The 22,036-nt window shown below is 59.2% G+C and carries 21 protein-coding genes and 2 tRNA genes; 12 read left to right on the forward strand and 11 right to left on the reverse strand.

Annotation, left to right across the window (positions count from 1 at the left end; genetic code table 11):
- Window positions 1–115 precede the first annotated feature (115 nt).
- Window positions 116–2,611, reverse strand: coding sequence for a TonB-dependent receptor (locus tag Q0887_RS00065; RefSeq protein WP_299191289.1), 2,496 nt, complete (start codon window positions 2,609–2,611; stop codon window positions 116–118).
- A gap of 131 nt (window positions 2,612–2,742) precedes the next feature.
- Between Q0887_RS00065 and Q0887_RS00070 the strand changes: the two genes are divergently transcribed.
- Entirely contained in the window at window positions 2,743–3,684 is a 942-nt protein-coding gene (locus tag Q0887_RS00070; protein WP_299191290.1) for a LysR family transcriptional regulator, read from the forward strand.
- A gap of 149 nt (window positions 3,685–3,833) precedes the next feature.
- Here the strand turns inward: Q0887_RS00070 and Q0887_RS00075 are convergent, their stop codons facing one another.
- Window positions 3,834–4,466, reverse strand: coding sequence for a tyrosine-type recombinase/integrase (locus Q0887_RS00075; protein ID WP_299191291.1), 633 nt, complete (start codon window positions 4,464–4,466; stop codon window positions 3,834–3,836).
- A gap of 107 nt (window positions 4,467–4,573) precedes the next feature.
- Here Q0887_RS00075 and Q0887_RS00080 point away from each other — a divergent pair, with 107 nt between their 5' ends.
- From Q0887_RS00080 to Q0887_RS00095, 4 genes are all read left to right on the forward strand, one after another.
- Window positions 4,574–5,611, forward strand: a complete 1,038-nt coding sequence (locus Q0887_RS00080; RefSeq protein WP_299191293.1) for a hypothetical protein — start codon at window positions 4,574–4,576, stop codon at window positions 5,609–5,611.
- A 120-nt stretch (window positions 5,612–5,731) separates the two neighbouring features.
- A complete protein-coding gene (locus Q0887_RS00085; protein ID WP_299191295.1) occupies window positions 5,732–5,899 on the forward strand; it encodes a helix-turn-helix domain-containing protein in 168 nt (55 codons plus the stop codon).
- Window positions 5,900–5,959: 60 nt separating this feature from the next.
- Complete coding sequence (locus Q0887_RS00090) at window positions 5,960–6,385, forward strand: helix-turn-helix domain-containing protein (protein WP_299191297.1); 426 nt, start codon at window positions 5,960–5,962, stop codon at window positions 6,383–6,385.
- Between the two features lie 3 nt (window positions 6,386–6,388).
- On the forward strand, window positions 6,389–7,486 hold the full coding sequence (locus tag Q0887_RS00095; RefSeq protein ID WP_299191298.1) for a site-specific integrase: 1,098 nt from the start codon (window positions 6,389–6,391) through the stop codon (window positions 7,484–7,486).
- A gap of 129 nt (window positions 7,487–7,615) precedes the next feature.
- Here Q0887_RS00095 and Q0887_RS00100 read toward each other — a convergent pair.
- Together Q0887_RS00100 and sppA are read right to left on the reverse strand one after the other, a co-directional pair.
- Window positions 7,616–7,690, reverse strand: a tRNA-Val gene (locus Q0887_RS00100).
- Between the two features lie 81 nt (window positions 7,691–7,771).
- Complete coding sequence (sppA, locus tag Q0887_RS00105) at window positions 7,772–9,667, reverse strand: signal peptide peptidase SppA (protein ID WP_299191300.1); 1,896 nt, start codon at window positions 9,665–9,667, stop codon at window positions 7,772–7,774.
- Window positions 9,668–9,798: 131 nt separating this feature from the next.
- Here sppA and Q0887_RS00110 point away from each other — a divergent pair, with 131 nt between their 5' ends.
- Both Q0887_RS00110 and Q0887_RS00115 read left to right on the forward strand, forming a co-directional pair.
- On the forward strand, window positions 9,799–10,815 hold the full coding sequence (locus tag Q0887_RS00110) for an aspartate carbamoyltransferase catalytic subunit (RefSeq protein WP_299191302.1): 1,017 nt from the start codon (window positions 9,799–9,801) through the stop codon (window positions 10,813–10,815).
- Window positions 10,812–12,047, forward strand: a complete 1,236-nt coding sequence (locus Q0887_RS00115) for a dihydroorotase (RefSeq protein WP_299191304.1) — start codon at window positions 10,812–10,814, stop codon at window positions 12,045–12,047. The genes Q0887_RS00110 and Q0887_RS00115 overlap by 4 nt, the downstream gene beginning before the upstream one ends.
- A gap of 74 nt (window positions 12,048–12,121) precedes the next feature.
- Here the strand turns inward: Q0887_RS00115 and Q0887_RS00120 are convergent, their stop codons facing one another.
- The 3 genes from Q0887_RS00120 to Q0887_RS00130 form a co-directional block, all read right to left on the reverse strand.
- The gene (locus tag Q0887_RS00120) at window positions 12,122–13,636 is read right to left on the reverse strand and encodes an SPOR domain-containing protein (RefSeq protein ID WP_299191306.1); all 1,515 of its coding nucleotides are present in this window, start codon (window positions 13,634–13,636) and stop codon (window positions 12,122–12,124) included.
- A 66-nt stretch (window positions 13,637–13,702) separates the two neighbouring features.
- The gene (locus Q0887_RS00125; protein ID WP_299191308.1) at window positions 13,703–14,314 is read right to left on the reverse strand and encodes a hypothetical protein; all 612 of its coding nucleotides are present in this window, start codon (window positions 14,312–14,314) and stop codon (window positions 13,703–13,705) included.
- Between the two features lie 15 nt (window positions 14,315–14,329).
- Window positions 14,330–15,052, reverse strand: coding sequence for a ParA family protein (locus Q0887_RS00130; protein WP_299191310.1), 723 nt, complete (start codon window positions 15,050–15,052; stop codon window positions 14,330–14,332).
- A 236-nt stretch (window positions 15,053–15,288) separates the two neighbouring features.
- Between Q0887_RS00130 and Q0887_RS00135 the strand changes: the two genes are divergently transcribed.
- Window positions 15,289–16,329, forward strand: a complete 1,041-nt coding sequence (locus Q0887_RS00135) for an SPOR domain-containing protein (RefSeq protein WP_299191312.1) — start codon at window positions 15,289–15,291, stop codon at window positions 16,327–16,329.
- A gap of 81 nt (window positions 16,330–16,410) precedes the next feature.
- Window positions 16,411–17,697, forward strand: a complete 1,287-nt coding sequence (locus Q0887_RS00140; RefSeq protein ID WP_299191314.1) for a DUF418 domain-containing protein — start codon at window positions 16,411–16,413, stop codon at window positions 17,695–17,697.
- Window positions 17,698–17,712: 15 nt separating this feature from the next.
- On the opposite strand, the gene Q0887_RS00145 is transcribed toward Q0887_RS00140, so the two are convergent.
- Window positions 17,713–18,456 carry a hypothetical protein gene (locus Q0887_RS00145; protein ID WP_299191316.1) on the reverse strand — a complete coding sequence of 248 codons (744 nt, stop codon included), beginning with the start codon at window positions 18,454–18,456 and terminating at the stop codon, window positions 17,713–17,715.
- A 156-nt stretch (window positions 18,457–18,612) separates the two neighbouring features.
- Between Q0887_RS00145 and Q0887_RS00150 the strand changes: the two genes are divergently transcribed.
- Window positions 18,613–18,804 carry a (2Fe-2S)-binding protein gene (locus Q0887_RS00150; protein ID WP_299191318.1) on the forward strand — a complete coding sequence of 64 codons (192 nt, stop codon included), beginning with the start codon at window positions 18,613–18,615 and terminating at the stop codon, window positions 18,802–18,804.
- A gap of 163 nt (window positions 18,805–18,967) precedes the next feature.
- Window positions 18,968–19,450 carry a bacterioferritin gene (bfr, locus tag Q0887_RS00155; RefSeq protein WP_299191319.1) on the forward strand — a complete coding sequence of 161 codons (483 nt, stop codon included), beginning with the start codon at window positions 18,968–18,970 and terminating at the stop codon, window positions 19,448–19,450.
- Between the two features lie 81 nt (window positions 19,451–19,531).
- Here bfr and Q0887_RS00160 read toward each other — a convergent pair whose 3' ends face one another.
- The 3 genes from Q0887_RS00160 to Q0887_RS00170 are packed head-to-tail and all read right to left on the reverse strand — an operon-like array spanning window position 19,532 to window position 21,789.
- Window positions 19,532–20,014, reverse strand: coding sequence for a DUF2721 domain-containing protein (locus Q0887_RS00160; protein ID WP_299191320.1), 483 nt, complete (start codon window positions 20,012–20,014; stop codon window positions 19,532–19,534).
- On the reverse strand, window positions 20,011–21,453 hold the full coding sequence (gene der, locus Q0887_RS00165) for a ribosome biogenesis GTPase Der (RefSeq protein ID WP_299191324.1): 1,443 nt from the start codon (window positions 21,451–21,453) through the stop codon (window positions 20,011–20,013). The genes Q0887_RS00160 and der overlap by 4 nt, the downstream gene beginning before the upstream one ends.
- A 51-nt stretch (window positions 21,454–21,504) precedes the next feature.
- The gene (locus Q0887_RS00170) at window positions 21,505–21,789 is read right to left on the reverse strand and encodes a DUF3297 family protein (RefSeq protein ID WP_299191325.1); all 285 of its coding nucleotides are present in this window, start codon (window positions 21,787–21,789) and stop codon (window positions 21,505–21,507) included.
- A 136-nt stretch (window positions 21,790–21,925) separates the two neighbouring features.
- Here Q0887_RS00170 and Q0887_RS00175 point away from each other — a divergent pair.
- Window positions 21,926–22,010, forward strand: a tRNA-Leu gene (locus Q0887_RS00175).
- Window positions 22,011–22,036 lie beyond the last annotated feature (26 nt).

Below are 22,036 nucleotides of genomic sequence, written 5' to 3' on the forward strand. Positions count from 1 at the left end.
CATCATTATATGGACGTGGCCTCGCGCTTCATCCTTCACACAAATTCAGCTCGATCGGCGACGTCCGAAGGTTTGCAAATCCACCTCCGGACGCACCGCATCTTGTCACTCCAGCTCAAAAGCTGAACTGAACCTCTGCGCCAAAACTGCGCGGCGGAGTGTAGCTCAACGTCTGGCCAAAACGCGAAGACCGGCTTCCTTCCAGTGCATCTGCACCGTCATAGCCAAGCGTATCGAAGACATTGCGGACATAAGCGATCAAGCGGATGTTCCGGTCGGGTGCCACATATGTCGCACGCAGATCCACCTGATCCCAACCCGGAGCGCGGTAGTTTGGATTGTCAAAAACACCGTAGTAGGCGTTTGAGCGATAGACGTAGCTCCCCGCAAAGAACAGGTCCCCCTGAGCAAGCGGCACGTCGATCAGGCCTGACACGGAAAGTTTGTGCTTTGACGATGCCGGCAAGCGGTTGCCATCAATGCTGATCAGATTGTTGCCCGGCAGATTTGGATCATCAAAGAGCATATCGATCTGAGTGATCCGCGCATCGAGATAGGCGTAGTTGGCATTGAATTCGAACCAGTCGGTGGCTTCCCAGGATGTCTCAAGTTCAAAACCGGTCGACTTCGACGTCGGCACATTGAACAGATTGCCGAGGCCAATCCCGCCGGTTTCGACCTCGATCGGAACTTGCAAACCATCATAGACGTAATGGAATGCAGTCGCATTCAGCGTAAAGCCGTAAGCTGGACGGCTCTTGATACCGATTTCAAACGCATCGACTTCCTCTTTGTCGACCACAGCATTTTCGGAATAGACACCAAGATTGAAACCGCCGGATTTGATGCCGCGCGAATAGCTGCCGAATATCAAAGTGTCGGGATTTGGCGCATAATCAAGGCCAAGGCGCCACGAAAGTCCGCCCCAGTCATCCTCGAATGAACGGGTTTGGGCGCCAGATCCAGTCAAGCCCGGAAATACTGTGTTGAGGACCGGAACGGTCACATCGAATGCCGGCGTGAAAGGCCCGCAACCAAACCCGAAGCAGCCAACCGGATCAACCGTCGGATCGGTGGGGTTCCAACCGACAAGACGGAAAGATTCATCGCCCTTCTTCTCGTCACGCGAATAGCGCAGGCCTACCGTGAGCTTTAGCCCATCCGACACCTCGAAATCCGCCTGACCGAAAGCAGCTAACCCGTCGATCTCGAGATTGCTTCTGCCTTCGTAAAATGAGCGGCGGGGATTGGTGGCACAGGTCGCGGTTGGAATGCCAAACTGGCCCAGACAGATCGGTGCTACGATCGCGGCACTCAGATTGTCTGACCCATCTGCATCGACGAATTGGGTGATCGGCTGTGAGAAATCTTCGTGATATTGGTAGAGGCCAACGATCCAATTGAACGCGGCTGGGTCGCTGTTCGATAGGGTGATCTCGTTGCTATAGTAGCTCTTGTCCTCGATGTATTCCTGCACATAGGTCGGGTTGTAAGTGTAGGTGAATGCAGCAAAAGCGGGGCTCAGCGCAGCCAATGTTCCCGCACCAGTTGTGACAGAATCCACGCTCGTGAAATCGTAGTCCGAAATCTGCTCGTAAAAGTACTGCGAATAGCCACCGACATATTTGACAGTGACACCGCCCATATCCGCGGTCAGGTGAGCGACGATATTGTGGTTGTCCGTTAGTTTTTGGCTGGCGCGGGTATTGGCATCGAAAGACCGCGGATCGGTCACACCCGGAGACGCAACCGCATACCCGAAGGCCGCACTCGGCACGAGTCCTTCGGGCAGAACCTCGGTTGTAGAAAACGGCGTAACCAAGCCTCCAGTGCGGTTGTGGTCATCCCATTCGGCGTGGGAATATTTTAGCCACAATTCGGTGCTGTCTGAAATGTCCCATTCCAGTTGCCCCTCGACAAGAAACCGATCGAGTGTCCCTTCGTCTTCGAGGCCGGAAATATTGGTATACGGCTCGTCAAAAAAGCGGGGCCCGACCTGAACGCTGACACGCGCTCTCAACTCATCAGTGATCGGACCAGAGAGATAGCCCTCTCCGATCCAGAAACCCAAACTTTCGACAGTCGCGCGCACTTCGCCTTCAAATTCGTCGGTTGGGCGCTTCGAGACGACATTGAGCGACCCGCCGATCGAATTTCGTCCATACAAAGTGCCCTGAGGCCCACGCAGCACTTCGACACGCTCAACAAACATCGGCGTCTTGGACGCCTCGGCGGCCGAAGCCGTGTAGAAGCCGTCATTGTAAGTAGCTACACCCGGGTCGGTGCCGATAATATTGGTCAGCCGGCCAATGCCGCGGATCGAAAGCCGATCGAGCGAAGCCGAAAAGCTGAGTCCGGGGGTGAAGTTAGACATGTCCTGAATCGTGCGAATTCCCAGACGATCGCGATCTTCATCGGAAAAGACCGAGATGGCGATCGGCACATCTTGAACGTCTTGTTCGCGCCGCTGGGCAATCACGAGAATTTCATCGCGCTGTTCGGATGCAGGCACACCCTCCGCGCCTTCGCTGGTTTCGACTGACTGTCCGTAAACTGGTTGGGCGGCTGCCAAGCCGACGATAGAAACTGTTGTGAACAATGCGCTTTTCATATCCCGCTCCCTTGAATGACACTTTCCTGATCGGCGCGGTAGGCGCGATCGGTTCATTTCAGAATTGCAGGATCATCAATCTATCTATTTCAGGCAATAAGGTTAGAATAGCTATCCAATTGGAGTGAGTGATGGACGAACTTTGGAGATTTAGGCAGCTCATAACTTTGGCCGAACTGGGTAATTTCCGGCGTGCTGCAGACAAACTTGGCATCACCCACGGTGCACTGAGTCAAACCGTTGCCAAGTTCGAAGAGCAATACGGAACCCAATTGTTCGAACGCAAAAAGCGCAAGACCACACCGACAGCATATGGTGAGCGCCTCTTGGTCGCAGCGCACCAATCGGTTGAATTGGTTTCACAGGCAAGGCGCGACATCGCCTTGATGGAAAACCTCAAGCTGGGCCGGCTTATCATAGGGGTCGACACTGCGATCACAGAGGGCCTGCTTGCTCCCGCAATGGCCGCCCTGCTCGCAAAATTTCCGGAACTCCAATTCACGACCCTAGAACACAACTGGCGCTCGATGGAAGGCGATCTTTCGAGAGACAGAATCGATATGTTCATCGGACTGTCGCCGGACCGTCATAGCGATCAATTCGACTATCGGAATTTTCCATTGGTGCCGCCAATTTTTGCTTGCCGGGCGGGACATCCGCTTACCAAAAAGAGCACTTTCGAAGTTTCAGACCTTATCTCCTATCCTTATGGAGGGTCCGAGGTGCCGGACTGGTTTCTCAAGCAATTCGTTGACGCATTTCCCGCGCAGTTTGAATCGATTTCATCTTTGAGAGAGATCTTCCTGACGACCCATGAGCTTGGCCTGCTTCGCCAGTTGCTGACCAATACCGATATTTTGGGCCTACTCCCGGAGGCTGTGATCAGGCAGGAAATTCATGCGGGCAAAGTAGCAGTGCTCTCCACGCTGGATCAGTTGATGCCTGTTGAAGTCGCTGGGACGATAGTCACACGGCAGGACCGGTCGCTCCCGCCATCCGCTATTCATCTCTCTGCCATTGTGGAGGATATGGCGCTACGTGGATTTGGTGCGTACCAGAGGCTGGTTCGTTAGCGCCTTGGTAAGGCCATCCAGCTTCATTTTTCGATAGTCGATTTTCTAGCTTCCGTCCGTTAGGCGACCAAGATTGATTGTAAGCGGACGGTCAGTCAGCACTCCCGATAGCGGACGCCAGCCGGGTCGTGGCTGGCGCCCAGCAGCGGTCAGATTTCGGTTTTCTCGGCAAGAGTGAGGGCGTCCTCAATGTCCACACCCAAGTAGCGAACTGTGTTTTCGATTTTTGAATGGCCCAGCAGGATCTGGATCGCGCGGATGTTTCCGGTCGCCTTGTAGATTATCGAGGCTTTGGTGCGACGCAGCGAGTGAGTGCCATGCTCCTCGGGCCGCAATCCAATAGCTGCCACCCACTCATCAACAAGCCGAGCGTATTGTCGCGTGCTCAAGTGGCGAGCGGGATCAACTCGGCTCGGAAAGACAAAGTCCTCGACGTCACCGCCTCTGAGCTCCAGCCAGGCAAACAAGCTTGCACGCGCGTCAGCTGCGATCTCGAACTGGACTGGCCTACCTGTCTTTCGCTGCGTGATTGTTGCTCGCGTCCTGATGTCCGGACCGCTGACCAAATCGCCGATTTTCAGCTCAACGAGATCACAGCCTCGCAGCTTGCTATCAATCGCCAGATCGAACAGCGCTCGATCGCGAAAGCGCTCTTCGCGATCTAAGAAGAAACGGATCGCCCAGATCTGCTTCTGATTGAATGGACGCTTAGGCCCGATCTTCGCTCCAAAATTCCACGGCACTCGATTTTGAGCAGCGGGGTCAAAGTGTGAGTAGGTCATTTTCATTCTCCTTGGCCGGAATGGCCTCGAAGAATGTCTGCTTTCCGGAACTAAGATCTCGGATGCTTACGTCTTGGACTGGGGCGCATTGCTGACGTAAGAAACCGATGCTCGCGGCCGATATACCAGATTTGACCAAGGCATTTGCTTGCGTTTGCGGATTGCTTTGCCTTAGCCACGAACTCATGGCGATTGAATGGATCAAGGCAAATCTCGCACTGAAGTACGCCGCATATGGCGACGATGAGTATTCGGTTCGCAGGGCGATTATCGAACGGGCCAACGCCGGAATAATCGCTGCGAAGGCGCAGAAGCTCATTCTGGATGGCACTGAGGAAAGCAATCGGCGGATACCACCGGCATTCTGGCGCACCGATGACCTCAACGACGATTTAATTGAAGATTGGGAGCGAGGAGATTTCCAACGAAGTGACCGCTACCAGAATGATGAACAAGCGTTCGGAGTCAGCTTTGATTTCTTGGCGCTTTCAGAGCTAGTTCCGTCACATCGTCAAGCCGCTGCTATGCGGGAGATAAGCCTGTCTTCGAACCAAGATTGGATAAGTGCCCGCGACCTTCACAAGAAGATGCTTGAGCTTCACAATCCTGCCAATGCGGGAAGTGCAATTGTTGAGGCCTGCCAACTTGGCCACATTGCCGGCCGAGCTGAGAGAATGACCGGAGAGGAATCCAGTGGCTCTAGCAAACTTGATCCAGTCTCAAGATACGGCGCTTTAGCTTGGGACATTCCACTTTGGTTTTGGCGCGATTTCATCAAGGACGCCCGCACTCAAAATTGGTCTCTGAACAAAGTTCGGGGCGACGGTCGTCGCGAAGGCAGGTGGATCAAGCTCGAGCTTCAAGGTGTACACTTTCATCGCTCGGGTTTGGTCAACCTAGGGCTTGAAGGCTTTGGAGAACCCGAATCGCGACAGGCAAAGGGTGGACGCAAGCCTACATACGATTGGCTCGTAGCTTGTTTGGCAATTTTTGGCGAAATACATAGAGGTGATCTGAAGCCTGAACGTCAAGCTGACGTTGAGCGCGCATTGATGTCGCACCTAACTCGCGGTGATAAGTACCCCTCCGAAAGCACGGTTCGCACCTACGCCAAGAAAATCTGGGACGAATCGCAAAAGGCCTGAAATAGGTTGCCACCCAATTCCCGGCCCGTTTTCGGCCTTATCGTCCGACAGACTGAGGTTTTTCACCGATGATTCCCTGCGCCCGCTGGCATTCGCTGGCACCAAGCAAGGAATATCAATATGGAACCCCTCCTCGTCTCAATCACCGAAACTGCCCAAACGCTGAACCTTGGTCGCACGTCGGTTTATGCCTTGATCAACGAGGGCAAGCTCGAAACCCGCAAGATGGGCCGCCGCCGTCTCGTTACTGTAGCCTCGATCCGCCGCCTTGTTGGCGAACAGGGCTAGAGGGGGAAGGCGATGAAGCGGATCAATCCGCGCCTTGCCAAGAAGCATCGCTCTTTCACCGTGACCGAGCTTGCCGACTTGCTAGGCGTTCACAAGCACACCGTGCGCGGGTGGCTCAAAAAGGGTTTGCCAGCAATCGATGGAGCAAAGCCTACCCTTATTCTTGGCGTCGAGTTTCAGGCATGGTGGGGCGAGCGGCGCAAAGCGGACAAACGCCCATGCCAGCCGGGGCAGATGTTTTGCTTCAAATGCCGAGAGCCCAAATCTCCTGCGCTCGGGATGGTCGAATACGCTGCGACAAACGCCGCCACAGGCAATCTCAAGGCCCTGTGTGAGACGTGCGACACCTTGATGCATCAGAACATCCGGCTGGCCAATGTTGAGGCTAGAATGCCCGGTATTGACGTTCAAATCACGCAGGCTTCATCAAGCATAAGTGCGCGGGTGCATCCTTCCCTAAACTGTGACAAAAAGACTGGAGCCTGAGGCATGGCAAAGCACAATGCGGCAAATACCCGGATCAAGCGGGGTTACTTCGACTACCTGAAGCACGCGCAACGTCGTGATGAGGCTTCAATCGATCAGGTAGCACGCGCCCTTACACAGTTCGAGCAATCGACCGGGCACAAGGACTTCAAGAAGTTCCACATAAAGCAGGCAGTCGCGTTCAAAACCAAGCTGAGCGAGCAAAAGAATGCCAAGACTGGCAAGCCGCTCTCACGAGCAACGGTGCATTCTACATTGTCCGTTTTGCGTGCTTTCTTTAACTGGCTCGCTGACAAGCCCGGCTACAAAAGCCGGATTGGCTATTCCGATGCGGACTATTTCAACCTGTCCGAAAAAGATGTGCGCATCGCTAAGGCGAAGCGTGAGAAGCCTGTTCCTACTTTGGATCAGGTGCACCACGTTATTGCGACAATGCCAACCCGGAGCGACATTGAGAAACGCAACCGGGCGCTAATCGCGCTTGCCTTGCTGACAGGGGCGAGGGCAGCCGCGCTTGCTAGCCTGAAGATGAAGCACATCGACCTCAATGAAGGGTGCATCGATCAGGATGCTCGCGAGGTGAACACCAAAAACAGCAAGACCTTCAAAACTTGGTTTTGCCCGGTGGGCGGTGATGCGCTCCAGATCGTCACTGATTGGGTTGAGCATCTACGCGAGCAATTGCTTTGGGGGGATGATGATCCGCTTTTTCCCAAGACGCTGGTTGGGGTCGGGGGGCAAGGTGGCTTTGAAGCTCTTGGCTTGGCGCGAGAGCACTGGAGCGGAACCGGATCGATACGAACGATCTACAAACGAGCCTTCGAAGCAGCAGGCTTTCGCTACTACAATCCGCATTGTTTCCGTCACTCGCTCGCGAGGCTAGGCGGGCAGATCTGTCCGACAATTGAACACTACAAGGCATGGTCCCAGAATATTGGCCACGAGAATGTGCAGACCACCTTAATGACTTACGGCAAAGTGCCCGAAGAGAAACAGGCCGAACTAATCCGGGGATTGGGAGAGGGGCAGGCTGAGAGTGAGGAAGCCCAGATTACCGCAATCGTGGCAGAAACCATGCGCCGGATGCGGCAGGTCCGATAAGCTCTTCCAGCCGCGCCGGTTTTCCTGTTAGGCGCATCTTCCGACACAAAATCCGCGCATTCTGCACACCGCGTTTTTCATGTTTTTTTCATGGAAAAATGCACCATCTTCCCTAAGGTATTGAAAAGATGGTGGGCGCGGCAAGGATTGAACTTGCGACCCCACCCGTGTGAAGGGTGTGCTCTACCACTGAGCTACGCGCCCGTCCTGATCCGGACAGGGGCGCGCATCTACTGCGAGCCTCTGTGCATTGCAAGACTATTGCGACCTGCGATTGGCGCCAGATCAGCGGGCGAAATAGGCCGCGATCAGCTCCATCAGGCTGCGATTTTCAGCGCTTGTCGCGGCGCGCGGTTCGGAAGGGCATTCAAGGCAATAGGCCTGAATGCCGCGCGTGCCCGCCAGCATCTGCGCATCGCGGGTGAGCTGCGCGAACAGCGCCTCGCGCCGGAACGATGCCATCGCAAACAGATCGGCGTTTCGGGCTTCGGGAGCGGGTGCAGCCGAACTCGTCACTAGCTGCCGGATGAGCGAATCGTAGCTTGCCTCCTGCGCGCCCAGATAGCGTGCGCGCCAGTCATCCTCTTCAAGGCCCGCTTCGCCTGCGACCCATGCGAGCGCTTCGTCCATCCCGCCGAACTGGTCGACAAGGCCCAGCTGGCGCGCCGTGCCGCCGTCCCAGACGCGGCCCTGTGCGATAGTATCCACTTCCTCGACGCTCTTGCCGCGCGCTTCGGCGACGCGGGTGAGAAAGTCGGAATAGGTATCGCTGACAGAGGCTTGCAGTATCGCGTCCACTTCGGGCGTGAAGCCGCCGATAACATCAGGTTGGCCCGATAGAGGCGTGGTGCGGAAACCGTCTGCATTCACCCCGATTTCGGCTGCCGTATCCTCAAAAGTCGGAATAACGGCAAAGACGCCGATCGAGCCGGTGATCGTCTCGGGCTGGGCGAAGATACGGTCACCTGCGGTCGCGACCCAATAGCCGCCGCTGGCCGCGACATTGCTGAACGAGATGGCGACCGGAATGTCCTTGGCGCGGTAGCGCTCGATGGCGCGCCGGATTTCCTCTGATGCGAGCACCGATCCGCCGGGAGAATTAACCCGAACGACCAGCCCTTTGATCCTGTCATCGGACAAAGCATCATCGAGAAGGCCCGCGATCCGCGCGCCGCCCGCGCTGCCCGGACCGGCATCGCCGTCGACGATGATGCCGGCTACGGTCACCACCGCGATCTGGTTGCTGGAGGATGCGTAGCCGTCACCCACATCGGCGAGGAAGGGGGCAAGCTCGCTGCGCGCATAAGCGCCGGGCTTTTCGCTCCAGCCATCTTCGCCTGCGATTTCCGCCACTCGCTCGCCAAATTCAACGGAATCGCCAAGGCGGTCGACCAGACCGGCCTCAAGCGCAGCCTCTGCCAGATCGCCTGCCGATGCTTCGACCCATGCGACCGGATCGCCGGTTACTCGGTCAAGCTGGATCGCGGGACGCGCTTTGGAGACGTTGGCCTGCCATTCCTCCCACAGCGCGCCGTAAAGCGCCGCGCGGTTTTCGCGCGCGGCCTCGGATGGAGCGTTGAGGATGTAGGGTTCGACCGCTGACTTGAACTCGCCGACGCGGTAGACGCGGGTGTTGATGCTGAGCCGTTCTAGCAGCTCTGCGTAATAGAGGTTCGACCCGCCCGGTCCAGCGATCACTGCGCCGCCAAGCGGATCGGCCCAGACTTCGCTCGCATGGGCGGCCAGGTGCATGTGGTCATCGCCGTAAGCCAGCGCGTAGGTGAGGACGGGCTTTTCGGCCTGCCTCACGCGGTCCATCGCCTCGCCAATGGCTTGCATATGGACCTGCCCGCCGCCTGCAAACGCCGACATGTCGATCACAACCGAATTGATCCGTTCGTCGGTCGCTGCCGCGTCCAGCGCGCGCACCAGATCGCGCGCCTGATGTTCGATCGGAGGCGCTTGCCCGCTCAGCAGAGTAGCTATCGGATCGACCGCCGTGCGCTCTTCCACGATATAGCCTGACAGGTCGATATAGAGCGCCCCGTCGCGCACCTGCCCGGGATTGGGAGTGGCGGAAAGGATGCTGAACAGCGCGAGGAAAAACAGCAGCATAAAGATAAGGACCAGCGCGTCCTTGATCCCGACGATCACTTTCCATGCCTTGCCGACGAAGCTCATAATGCGCGAATTCCTGCTTGATAATTGCGTGTCTTGGCACCGACCTAGGCGCAATATGGTGAAACTTCTATATGCAAGGGGCATTGTAAGGGTTGAGCGGGCGACTTTGCTCGACTAAGGGCGTGGCTTTAATGGACAACTCGGCACCTACACACACGGACTCGCGCTTTCCGGCGGGCCGTCTCGCCTTTCCGCATCGCGATCTGACCGGCATCGGACAGCTCGAGCGGCACGAAATCCTCTATCTGCTGGCGCAGGCCGAACATTGGGTCGAGCATAACCGCCGCAGCGACAAGCATTCGGGCCTGCTCAGCGGCCTGACCATCATCAACGCCTTCTTCGAAAACTCGACGCGCACGCTGCTGAGCTTTGAGATTGCGGGCAAGCGGCTGGGCGCGGATGTCGTCAACATGCACGCCGCGCAGTCGAGCGTGAAGAAGGGCGAGACTCTGATCGACACCGCGATCACGCTCAACGCGATGCGCGCCGATGCGATTGTGATCCGTCACGCTTCGAGCGGCGCGACCCAGCTGATTGCGGACAAGGTCGATTGCCCGGTTCTCAACGCAGGCGACGGACAGCACGAGCACCCGACACAGGGCCTGCTCGACGCGCTGGCCCTGCGCGAGGCATTGGCCAAAAGGGGCGAGGCGAGCGAGGACTTTACCGGCCGCACGATCACCATTTGCGGCGATATCCTGCACAGCCGCGTTGCGCGCTCCAACATACTTTGCCTGCAAGCTTTGGGCGCAAGCGTGCGCCTGTGTTCGCCGCCTGCGCTGATGCCAGCGGGCGTTGAAGCCATCGGAGCCGAACCGTTCCACGACTTTGACGCTGCGCTGGATGGCGCGGACGTGGTAATGATGCTGCGGCTCCAATCAGAGCGGATGGCGGGGCAGTTCATCCCTTCCGAGCGCGAATATCACCACCTTTACGGCCTTACGAAAGCGCGGCTCGAACGCGCTGCGCCCGATGCGTTGGTCATGCATCCGGGGCCGATGAACCGAGGGGTCGAGATCGACAGCGATGTCGCCGATATGCTCGACCGGTCGATCATCACCCAGCAGGTAGAGATGGGGGTCGCGATCCGGATGGCGTGCCTCGATGTGCTGACCCGAAGCGCGCGCGGTGTGGAGGGCTGGTCATGAAGCAAATGCAACCTCTCACAATTACGCGCGGCAAGATCGTGACGGCAGACGGAATCGCGGATGGCGCGGTGCGGCTTGTCGATGGCTTGATCGAAGCAGTCGGCGCGGATGTTGCCGCGCAGGATGGCGATTCTATACTCGACGCGAAAGGCAAGCTTGTCGCGCCGGGCCTTGTCGATTTCGGCGTGTTCGGGATCGACAAGCCAGCCTTCCATTTCGGCGGGATCACACGGGCTGCGCTGATGCCGGACCAGTCTCCGCCGCTCGATTACCCCAGCCGCGTTGCCTACACTGCCAAAAGCGGCAAACCCGATCTGTGGGTCCACCCGCTCGCCGCGGCGACGCGCGGGCTCGAAGGCAGCGAACTGGCCGAAATTGCGCTGATGCGCGATGCCGGAGCGAGGGGGGTCGCGACAGGCCGCAAATGGATCGCCGATAGCGGCGTGATGCTGCGCCTGATGCAATATGCCGCGATGCTCGACCTCGTGGTCGTTGCCCATGCCGAGGACAGCGCGCTGGTCGGCGAGGCGGCTGCGACAGCGGGAGAGATGGCCACGCGGCTTGGCCTGCCAAGCGCGCCTGCCGAGGCCGAAGCATTGGCACTGGCGCGCGACATTGCGCTGGCTGAAATGAGCGGCGCGCGGGTCCATTTCCGGCAAGTGACCACGGCGGCAGGTTTTGATCTGGTTCGCGCAGCCAAGGCGCGCGGGGTCAATGTGACCTGCGGGATCACGCCTGCGCATTTCATGCTCTCCGACCTCGAAACAGCGGAGTTCCGCACTTTCGCGCGCCTCTCACCGCCTTTGCGCTGCGAAGCCGACCGGCAGGCGGCGCGCGCGGCCATTGGCGAAGGCGTGGTTGATGTCATCTCCAGCGGACACGATCCGCGCGGGCCGGAGGACAAGCGCTTGCCCTTCGCAGACGCCGCGCCGGGAATGGCGGGGGCGCATACGCTGCTCGCCATGGTGTTCAATCTGGTGCGCGAGGAGGTGATCGACACCGCGCGTGCTTTCGAGTTGCTCGCAGGCAATCCGGCGCGCTTGCTGGGCGTTTCGGCAGGCGCGATCGAACCGGGTTTGGAAGCCGACATCGCGCTCATCGACCCCGAGGCTCCATGGATCATCGACCGCACCAAGATGGGCGCGCATGGCGATAACACGCCTTTTGACCGTCAGGGCGCGCAGGGACGCGTGCTCGCGCTGATCAAAGGCGGCGTGAGCTTAGACCTCTAACGAAAAATGCCCCCGGTGCTTTCGCGCCGGGGGCAGTTTCGCTGAAGCTCTCAAAACAAGAGCGGAGAAATGTCTTAGCGTGTGCGGGCAGCAATCCGCACGCCGCGATCAACCGCGCCGGCTGGCGGGCTGGATGCGGCATAGGCAAAGCAGGCGCGACCCGCCGATTTCACCGTGTTGCACAGGCTGCGTGCGCTGCGGGCACCGAAACCGGCGGCAGCTACGCGGAAGAAGGTGCGACCGTTCACGACAGCTTCGGTAATCACGACATCGTGATCGGCGAGCTGCGGGAAGCGGGATTTGATCTCACGCCATTTTGCCTCGGCGACGGAGCGGCTGCTAAAGCTGCCCAGCTGCACCAGGTGGGTCGCGGAAGACCCCGTTGCGACGGCTGAGCGGCGCTGGGGCGCAGGAGCGGCACGTTCGGGCGTGGTGGCCGGAACAGGCGTGCTCTGGACCACAGCGTTCGAGACGAAGCGCGGCGCTCCGCGCGATGGTGCAGCGGCTGCCGCCGGCATCGAAACGGGTGCTGGACGAGCTGCCGGAGCAGGCCTGTCAGCCGGTGCCGGTGCAGGACTTGAGGCTACACGCGGCGCTACACGTGCCGGAGCACGCGAAGGTGCGGCGGCGACACGGGTCGGTGCGCCATCGACGGTCTGGACAACCGGATTGCTTTGGAAGCGCAGTTCGTTGCTTTCCCGAACCGCCAGTGCTGGCGCTTCATTGGCGCGCGGAGCAGCGACCGAGGCCGGAACCGGAGCGGTTTCGACTGCCGATGCATCGGCAACCTGCGGAGCAATGTCTGCATTGACTTCACCGGCGCGCATATCCTGCGCTTCGGCAACCATCATCGTCTGGCTCGGGAAGTTGGCGAGCGCGAGCATTTGCGGTTGGCCGCCATCGCTGACAGGCGAGACGCCCAGCAGGTTGGCAACACGGACCTGGTAATCTTCCGGACGCGCGGTTGCTGCCCAATCAGACAGGCGCGTATCGAGCTGATCGACCGGCACGTCTTCGGCGGCCATCACCCGCGCTGCACGCCAATTGCCCGCCAGCGCATAGGCATAAGCAAGGTTCTGGCGCGCCTTGGCGCTGTTTTCACCGTTGCGAACGGTGTTGATCAGATAGTGGACGCCGCGCTCGGGCTGACCTGCGAGCGCCAGTGCAAGGCCCAGATCGGCTGAAGGGATAGCGGCTTCGTGCTGGGAAAGCTTGTTCAGCGCCTCGGAATTGTTGCCCGACGCTACCTGCGCAAGAGCATAGCTCAACACCGTGCGCGGATCGCTGTCCCCCAGTTCGATCGCATCGCCAAAGGCGGTTGCAGCCGATTGGAAACGGCCCGATTCAAGATAGGCAGCGCCGAGCATGGCGCGGTAGGCTGCATTGCGCGGCTCAGCGAGAACGGCAGCTTCGGCATGGGTGATCGCGCGGTCGACATGGCCATCTTCAAGCGCGGCCTGAGCCTTGTTGAAAGACAACTCTGCAGGCGGTGCAGACCCCGCGCAACCTGCCAGAGCGAGGCTGGCAAGAGCGGTGCTCATGAAGAGACCGATCTTGGGACCGGTAAAGCCTTTGTTACGGCGGGCCATGTGCATTTCCCCTAAATTAACCATGATAATCTGCGTCTTGGTTGTTGGTCGGTTGGTTCAAAAAATTCAGTGACGTTTCATTCGCGTGGCGAGTGCATCGAGATCGTCGATCTCGCTCAGCAAAGTATCGAGAGCTTCGGTCACCAGTGCCTGTGCGCTTTTTCCCTGCATGGTCGCAGCGAGGCGCAGTTTGAGGTGACGGTCGGTATCAAGACGCAAGGTGAAGGCCGCGCGCTTGGCGCTCTTGCCCGTTGCAACCTTTTGCGCCGGCTTTGACGCTGCGTGCTTCTTTTTCTTCTTCTTCGAATTTGGCTTCTTCACCACCAGAGGCTCTGCCGGTGTGTCGTTCAGAAGATATTCGGCGAGACGTTTTTGCTCACGCGCGACCAGCGGGCTGTCTCCGCCCAGATTGTCGGCAAGAATGCTGTCCAGGCCGTCCTCATTGGCGGCCTTGCGCGGTGCACGGGTTTTCAAGACTGGCTGAATCGGAACAACGTCCGAGTTCTTGGAGGCTGCTTCTGCTTCCTCCTGACCCATGTCGTTCCAGCCCAGATCTTCGAGCTGTTCGGGCTCAACCACTTCGGGAAGCGGGGCGAGCTGCGGACGCATGGCGGGTTTTGCGCCGCCCTTGCGTGCAAGCAAAGTCGGTCCAAGCGAGGCAAAGCTGGCTTCGGACATCGGCCTGCGTCTCCCTTACTGTGCCACTCGGCGGCCAAAGCCGCCCGCGGGGCGATGCACGCCATTGGCCTGCACTTGCGGGCTGGTGCCCGGTGCCGAAAAGACAGTGCGGCGGAAGTTCTTTTCCAGGCGATCCGAGATGTATTTCCACAAAGCGGTGATCTCAGCCGAGCTGCGACCTTCGGGATCGACTTCCATCACCGTGCGGCCATCGATCATCGAGGCGGCAAAATCGGTGCGGTGGTGAAGTGTAATCGGAGCAACGGTGCCGTGCTGCGAAAGCGCGACTGCGGCTTCGGAAGTGATCTTGGCCTTGGGCGTTGCGGCATTGACCACGAAGACAAGCGGCTTTCCGGCACGCTCGCACAGGTCGACCGTCGCGCCGACAGCGCGCAGATCGTGCGGGCTGGGACGAGTCGGAACAACGATAAGCTCAGCCACACCGATCACCGACTGGATAGCCATGGTGATGGCAGGCGGCGTATCGATCACCGCAAGTTTGAAGCCCTGCTGACGCAAGGTCGCAAGGTCATTCGCAAGCCGCGAAACAGTGGTCTGGGCAAAGGCGGGATATTCCGCCTCGCGTTCATTCCACCAATCGGCGAGCGACCCTTGCGGATCGATATCGATCAAGACGACCGGTCCAGCGCCAGCGCGCTGGGCCTGGACGGCCAGATGTCCGGATAGGGTCGTTTTGCCCGATCCGCCTTTCTGCGATGCCAAAGCGAGTACACGCAACGCTCGGTCCCCCTGATAAATAGACCATAAGTCGCCGCCCAATTGCGGCTGGATGAGAAGGGGGATCGCAGACTACCCCTAATTTTGGGTTAACGCGGGGCCACACAAGTCCGTCGAATGATGGATGGCGGCTGGCAGCTCAGCGTCCTGCAAAACCTCGCTAGGCGGCAGAAACGAAATGCTAACCACTCCTTCACTATAAGTAGGCGCATCCGATTTCGAAGGAGTGCCAATCGATGGCTATCAAAGCTCTAACCGCCATTCGCCCGCATGCCGCTTTGCGCGCTGCAACCTTTGCATGCGCCGCTGCTTTTGCCGCCCTTACCGTCCCTGCCGCTGCCGATGTGCGCGAGGGCGTAGAGGCGTGGAGCGCAGGCGACTACGCGACCGCCGTTTCCGAATGGCGCGGCCCTGCACAGGCGGGCGATCCCGATGCGATGTTCAACCTTGCGCAGGCCTATCGCCTGGGTCGCGGGGTCGACGCAGACATCACTCGCGCCCGCGAGCTTTATGCCGCCGCCGCTGATCGCGGCCATGTCAAGGCTGCTGACAATTACGGGCTGCTGCTGTTCCAGCAGGGCGAGCAAGACAGCGCCATGCCGCTGATCCGCTCGGCAGCCGAGCGCGGTGATCCGCGCGCGCAATATGTTCTGGGCCTTGCCCACTTCAACGCAGATTATGCCGAGAAGGATTGGGTGCGCGCCTATGCCTTGCTGACGCTCGCCAATGCTGCGGGTCTGCCGCAGGCCAGCACGGCTTTGTCGCAGATGGACCAATACATCCCGCTGACGCAGCGCCAGCAGGCCCAGTCGCTTGCGCGCAACCTTGATGCAGAGGCAGAGCAGCGCCGCGCAGCTGAGCTGGCTGCGCTTGATCTAGGCACCCAGCAACCCGCGGCAACGCGTCCGGCCGCTTCGGCTCCGGTGCGCACCGCAGCTGTTGCGCGCTCCGCTCCGCAACCGGTGCGCGTTTCGCAGCCTACCCGGCCAGTGCCGGTTCCTGCGGCACAACAGCCCACACAAGCCCGTCCTGCCGCCTCTCGCATGAGCGGCAATTGGCGTGTTCAGCTCGGCGCGTTTGGCGTCGCGGGCAATGCGGATCGTCTGTGGGCGCAGCTTCAGTCGAACCCGGCGCTTTCCGGCACCCGGAAGGCTCTGGTGCCCGGCGGTAACGTGACGCGGCTTCACGCGGTCGGCTTTAACAGCCGCGCCGAAGCACAGCAGGCCTGCGACGCGCTCGCGCGGCAAGGTCAGGCCTGCATGGTCGCGCGCCCATAAACCAACATAGTTTTTCAGGTCCGGCTTCCCCTGATCCCGCTTGCTGCTAGGATAGCGGCATAGGGAACAAGGGAATTGGACATGAGTGACGCTCAAGCAGCGACGCCGGATCAGACGGAATTCGCAGAAGAAGCCGCTCCGGTAACGGGCAAGGACCGGATTGGCTCGCTCGATTTCATTCGCGGCATCGCAGTGATGGGCATTCTGGCAGCGAATATCGTCGCCTTTGGCCAGCCTTTCGCGGCCTATATGTATCCAGCCGCCTTCCTGACCGAGCATGGAGAAACCTCCAACTGGCTGACGGTTGGGCAATATGTCCTGATTGATGGCAAGATGCGCGGGCTCTTCACGCTGTTGTTCGGAGCAGGCCTGTATCTGTTCATGGAGCGCGCCTGGGCGCGGGGAAGCTCGCGAATGCTCCAGATGTGGCGGCTCGCTATCTTGCTCGTCTTTGGCCTGATCCATTTCTTTGTGATCTGGATGGGCGATATCCTACTTTATTATGCGATCATCGGATTCATGGTGGTCCCGATGCTGAAGCTCGGGGCAAAATCGCAATTGTGGCTGGGTCTGATCGGCTACATGGCGGGTGCGCTCTTCTATGCCGGGTTCGTTTCCATGCCTTATCTAATTGCGGAAACCCCAATGGGCGACACTGCAGAAATGGCTGACACCCGCGCGGGAATGGAGGCGGGTATAGCCGATGCCTTGGCTGACGGGGAGTTGGAAACCGGACTTATTCAGTCGGGCGACTTCGTTGGTCTTGTGACGCACAAGCTGCAAGAACACACTTGGGATCCGATGTTGAATATCGGTCTGTTCATCTGGGAGACGTTGCCCTTGATGCTGATCGGCGTCGGGCTTTATCGGCTGGGTTTCTTCAGCGGCGAGCTCTCGCGGCGCAAAATGATGCGCTGGGGCTGGGTAGGGTTCGCGGTCGGAGGAGCGATGTTCCTTGCTCTCGGCCTATGGGTCAAATCGGTCGGTTTCACCTATTACGCCATGCTGGCAGCGTTCGTTGCCTGGAGCGCGATACCCCAACTGCTGATGGTGCTGGGCATGGCGGCGCTCATGGTCGCCTATTCGCCCGCATGGACCGGCTGGCTGGGTGAGCGCGTGCGCGCCGCCGGGCGCGCGGCCTTCACCAATTATCTCGGCACTTCGATCGTTATGCTGTTTATCATGCATGGCTGGGCGCTTGGACTGTTTGGGCAGCTAAACCGGCCTGAGCTTTACCTGCTGACCGCGCTGATGTGGGTTCTGATGCTGGCATGGTCAAAGCCGTGGCTTGACCGTTTCCGTTATGGCCCGCTCGAATGGCTGTGGCGCTGCCTGACCTATCGAAAACTGTTCCCGCTCAGGCGTTGAGGCGCTGGGCCGCGCCTATTCGGGCGAGAGCATATAGGCCGCCAATTCAGGCTCGACATCGTCGGGCAGGGCGGCGAGTCCCGAATAGACCGCTACCCCGATCTCGCATTGTTCGGCCGGCCCGAGCGCGGCCATGGCTGCGTCAGAGCCAAGCGCGGCTTGCAAATCGGGGTCGATGCCCGTGTCTGCGATGGAATCGCCCAACCGGCCAAAATCTGCATCATCGGGCTCGGCATATTGCTGCGGATTGTCGCGGCCAGCGGCGGCAGAACGCACCATGGCCGCATTGCGCCGCGCTATCGCGCCAGTGACCAGAGTGTTGCTTTCATCCACGAAGATCCACTGCCCCATCGTCATGGCGGCGCAATCATTGACCGAGCTGCGCTGGAGCACGGCGTAGAGTTCCTGTTCGCTCGCGCTCCATTGCAGCAGTTGTTCGGCCGGAGCTTTGACAGAATCGGGTGCGATCTTGCCGAAGAATTCTTGCAACCAGACCTTGCCGATCTCCTCGCTAACGCTGTCATCCCGGCGCTGGCTGAAATCGAGCGCCTGCAACCGGTCGATCAGATTGCCGAAATCCTCGGGATATTCGCGCTTGATCGTCTGCCATAGCTCTTGCCCACCCGGCGTTGTGAGTATCCCCTCCTCGATCGCCGCGCGGTCCTGTTCGGGTGTTAATCCGCAGGCGGCTAGCATTATGCTGGCCAGTCCGACCATCGAGACCCGGCGGGCGTGTTTGAACCAATTTGCCTTAGTCATTGCGTCCCCTGTCACGTCCAGTGTGTCGCAGTGAAGCGACGTTCTGTCCCTTTCTAGGCAGCCAAGTGGACGGGGCAATCGCAAAATTTCCTTGCTATTGCGATTTATTCTCATATCTATCTATTGCAAGCGCCTCGCAGGAGTGATTCTACACCCATGTATATCTGCATCTGCAACGCAATTCGTGAAGCCGACCTGCGCAAAGCTGCGCTGACGTCGGCTGGCGATGCTGAGGCGACCTATGCGACGCTGGGCAAGCGCCCCAATTGCGGCCAATGCCTTGTGAAGGCTGGCGAAATCCTCAGCCAGGAACGCGCGCTTCTTTCTTGCGAGAACGTCGCATTATAAACTGACCGCGCGCAACTGCGACTGGATCGCAAGAGGCTGATTTTAAAAGAAAAAAGTTGAACCTCCCCTTGCCAGTGTGGGGGGTTAGCGCCTATCTACACCCTTGCAAGCGCCGCCGAATTGATCTGGCGCAAAGTCGAAATTCAGCAAGGGAAACTGACCCATGAAGGGCGATCCGAAAACAATCGAATTCCTCAACAAGGCGCTCACCAACGAGCTGACTGCGATCAACCAGTATTGGCTGCATTACCGCGTGCTCGACGATTGGGGTGTGACCAAACTTGCCGCTTACGAGCGCAAGGAATCAATCGAGGAAATGGAGCATGCCGACAAGCTCGCCGAGCGTGTGTTGTTCCTCAACGGCCTCCCCAACTTCCAGGCGATCCACAATCTGCGCGTGGGCGAAACGGTTGAGGAAATTCTTCAGGCCGACATGAAGCTGGAAGAAGATGCCATCCCGCTGCTGCGCGACGCGATCGAGCATTGCGAAAGCGTGCGCGACTATGTCAGCCGCGATCTGTTCGCACATATCCTCGACAATGAAGAAGAGCATGTCGACTTCCTCGAAACCCAGTTCGACATGATCGAGCGGATGGGTCTGGAAAACTACGTCCAGCTGCAGAGCAAGGCTGCGGGCGAAGAATAAGCCACCACATCTGGCTGGAATAACGGGCGGGGCAGCGATGCTCCGCCTTTTTCGTTTTGGGCGTTTTTCGTAACCGGCAGACTAACCGCGCGGCTTGAGTGTGCCCTTTGCCGCCATGCGTGTTTCGATCAGAAAGAAGATCAGACCAACCATCAAGAGCAGCATGGTCAGAACCCACAGGCCTGCGATCACAGTGCCGATCTGCGCCTCGATATAAGCTGAGACGAACAGCAATCCGATCACAAGGCTGATGATAACCGCGGCGGCGGTCGAAAACATGATCGCGGTTTGCGAGGCGCGGCGGCGCGCTTCGAGCCAGCCGAGCTCGTGGAGCTGTCGCTGGCTGCGGTCTTCACCGGGGACTTCCTCGATCCGCTCGATCCGGCCCGCGATCCAGATCATACGGCTCATGATGACATTCATCACCGCGCCGATCCCGCCGAGCAGGAATGCCGGGGCCAGGCTGAGCTGCACCACTTGCTGCACGCGCGGGGTCGAGGCGGTCCGTTCCAAAATCTGGAAAGCCAGCGGCTGATCCACCTGCGCCAAGAATTCAAAGATCATGTCTTGTTACTCCCCCCGGAATAGTTTCCGCCTCCGCCCTTGTTGGCGTTGTAGGGGTTCTTGGGACTTTTCAAAGTCACCCGCACCGGAACCGCATCAAAGCCCAGCTTGGAACGGATGCCATTGATGAGGTAGCGTTCATATGACTTGGGCAGAGCGTCGAGGCGGCTGCCGAACACCACGAAGCGCGGCGGGCGGGTGCCGACCTGTGTGATATAGCGCAGCTTGATCCGGCGTCCGCCGGGCGCAGGTGGCGGATTGGCGTCAAGCGCATCATCAAACCAGCGATTGAGCGCAGCAGTCGGCACGCGCTTTGACCAGCTTTCGCGCAATTCGAATGCCGCACCCAGCATCGTGTCGAGACCTCTGCCAGTCTTCGCCGACACCGAGAATAACGGGACACCGCGCACCTGTGCGAGCCCGTCAAACAAGGCCTGCTTGATCCCGTTAAACAGGCCCGATGGAGTGTCAGTTCCGCCTTCGCCAGCAATATCCCACTTGTTGATCGCGACCATGAGGGCGCGGCCCTCTTCAAGTGCGAGCGCAGCGATCTTCAGATCCTGATGCTCCAGACCCTGCGTCGCATCGAGCAGCAGCACGACAACCTCGGCAAAGTCGACCGCGCGCCGCGCATCGGCAACCGACAGTTTTTCCAGCTTCTCGACGACATTGCGTTTCTTGCGCATGCCTGCGGTGTCGATCAGGCGGATTTCGCGGGTCTCGCCGCTCTTCGGGTCGGTCCAGTTCCAGTCAACCGCAATCGAATCGCGGGTGATCCCGGCTTCGGGACCTGTGAGCAAACGATCTTCGCCCAGTAGCCGGTTGATCAGTGTCGATTTGCCCGCATTGGGACGACCGACAATCGCAAGCTTGAGCGGGCCAAGCGGCGCGTCTTCATCGTCCTCTTCGCCCAATTCGGCGGCGGCTTCGGCTGCATCGGCCTTTTCGCCAATTATGGGCCATAGCGCGCCGAACAGGTCGGCAATGCCTTCGCCGTGCTCGGCAGACAAGGCGACAGGCTCGCCAAAGCCGAGCGAGTAGCTTTCCAGCACCCCGCTTTCGCCAGCCGCGCCTTCCGCTTTGTTGGCGACCAGCACGATGGGAACATTGTGCTCACGCAGATAGCGCGCGATTTCGTTGTCGAGCGGGGTCAGACCAGCGCGCGCATCGACTACGAACATAGCCGCATCGGCGCCTTCAAGGCTGGCCTCGGTCTGTTTGCGCATGCGGCCGGGCAAGGAGAGCTCGTCCTCATCCTCCCAACCGGCGGTATCGACGACGGTAAACTGCAGTCCAGCAATCTCCGCATCACCCATGCGGCGGTCGCGGGTCACCCCCGGCTGATCGTCGACCAGCGCGAGTTTCTTGCCCACGAGCCGATTGAACAGCGTCGATTTGCCCACATTAGGGCGGCCGATAATGATGACCTGAGGTTTCATATACAGTGCCAAGTGGCCGCTTACCCGCCACTTGGCAAGGAAACGAGCGGCTCAGCCCTTTTTCGCGACCGGAGGATTATCGCCGAGATCTTCGAACCACGCCTCAACCGGGCCGGTCAGCTTGATCGTCAGCGGCTGGCCCTTGCGGTCGACGGTCTTGCCTGCCTGCACGCGGACCCAACCTTCGGAGATCGAGTATTCCTCGATATCGGTTCGCACGCGGTCCTTGAACCGGATGCCCACGCCGCGCTGAAGCACGTCGGCGTCGAAGGCGGGGCTGCGCGGATTGACCGAAAGGTGATCCGGCGGCGTATCGTTTTTCTGTTCGTCTGACATGGCAAGCGCCAATAATCGCGCTTTGCTCTACCGACAAGCGCTGAATGCTTGCCCTTTTGCGCATGGCGATATAGAGGGCCGTCAAACGCGCGCGGGCGGGCTGTCAGGCTTTCCCGCGCGGCTTCGTTCGGGCATTGCGGGCGTGGCGAAATTGGTAGACGCGCCAGATTTAGGTTCTGGTATCGAGAGATGTGGGGGTTCGAGTCCCTTCGCCCGCACCAAATTCGCCCCGTGGCAAGGCCCGGTT

The sequence above is a fragment of the uncultured Erythrobacter sp. genome, from assembly GCF_947492365.1.
GTDB lineage: Bacteria > Pseudomonadota > Alphaproteobacteria > Sphingomonadales > Sphingomonadaceae > Erythrobacter.

Bases quoted from the DNA above. Each gene is read 5' to 3' on its own strand.
- Q0887_RS00170 (WP_299191325.1), bottom strand. From the start codon at position 21,789: ATGTCAGACGAACAGAAAAACGATACGCCGCCGGATCACCTTTCGGTC.
- Q0887_RS00120 (WP_299191306.1), bottom strand. From the start codon at position 13,636: ATGGCCCGCCGTAACAAAGGCTTTACCGGTCCCAAGATCGGTCTCTTC.
- Q0887_RS00145 (WP_299191316.1), bottom strand. From the start codon at position 18,456: ATGACTAAGGCAAATTGGTTCAAACACGCCCGCCGGGTCTCGATGGTC.
- Q0887_RS00150 (WP_299191318.1), top strand. From the start codon at position 18,613: ATGTATATCTGCATCTGCAACGCAATTCGTGAAGCCGACCTGCGCAAA.
- Q0887_RS00075 (WP_299191291.1), bottom strand. From the start codon at position 4,466: ATGACCTACTCACACTTTGACCCCGCTGCTCAAAATCGAGTGCCGTGG.
- Q0887_RS00125 (WP_299191308.1), bottom strand. From the start codon at position 14,314: ATGTCCGAAGCCAGCTTTGCCTCGCTTGGACCGACTTTGCTTGCACGC.
- sppA (WP_299191300.1), bottom strand. From the start codon at position 9,667: ATGAGCTTCGTCGGCAAGGCATGGAAAGTGATCGTCGGGATCAAGGAC.
- Q0887_RS00080 (WP_299191293.1), top strand. From the start codon at position 4,574: ATGCTCGCGGCCGATATACCAGATTTGACCAAGGCATTTGCTTGCGTT.
- bfr (WP_299191319.1), top strand. From the start codon at position 18,968: ATGAAGGGCGATCCGAAAACAATCGAATTCCTCAACAAGGCGCTCACC.
- der (WP_299191324.1), bottom strand. From the start codon at position 21,453: ATGAAACCTCAGGTCATCATTATCGGCCGCCCTAATGTGGGCAAATCG.
- Q0887_RS00135 (WP_299191312.1), top strand. From the start codon at position 15,289: ATGGCTATCAAAGCTCTAACCGCCATTCGCCCGCATGCCGCTTTGCGC.
- Q0887_RS00140 (WP_299191314.1), top strand. From the start codon at position 16,411: ATGAGTGACGCTCAAGCAGCGACGCCGGATCAGACGGAATTCGCAGAA.
- Q0887_RS00085 (WP_299191295.1), top strand. From the start codon at position 5,732: ATGGAACCCCTCCTCGTCTCAATCACCGAAACTGCCCAAACGCTGAAC.
- Q0887_RS00070 (WP_299191290.1), top strand. From the start codon at position 2,743: ATGGACGAACTTTGGAGATTTAGGCAGCTCATAACTTTGGCCGAACTG.
- Q0887_RS00065 (WP_299191289.1), bottom strand. From the start codon at position 2,611: ATGAAAAGCGCATTGTTCACAACAGTTTCTATCGTCGGCTTGGCAGCC.
- Q0887_RS00115 (WP_299191304.1), top strand. From the start codon at position 10,812: ATGAAGCAAATGCAACCTCTCACAATTACGCGCGGCAAGATCGTGACG.
- Q0887_RS00095 (WP_299191298.1), top strand. From the start codon at position 6,389: ATGGCAAAGCACAATGCGGCAAATACCCGGATCAAGCGGGGTTACTTC.
- Q0887_RS00160 (WP_299191320.1), bottom strand. From the start codon at position 20,014: ATGATCTTTGAATTCTTGGCGCAGGTGGATCAGCCGCTGGCTTTCCAG.
- Q0887_RS00110 (WP_299191302.1), top strand. From the start codon at position 9,799: ATGGACAACTCGGCACCTACACACACGGACTCGCGCTTTCCGGCGGGC.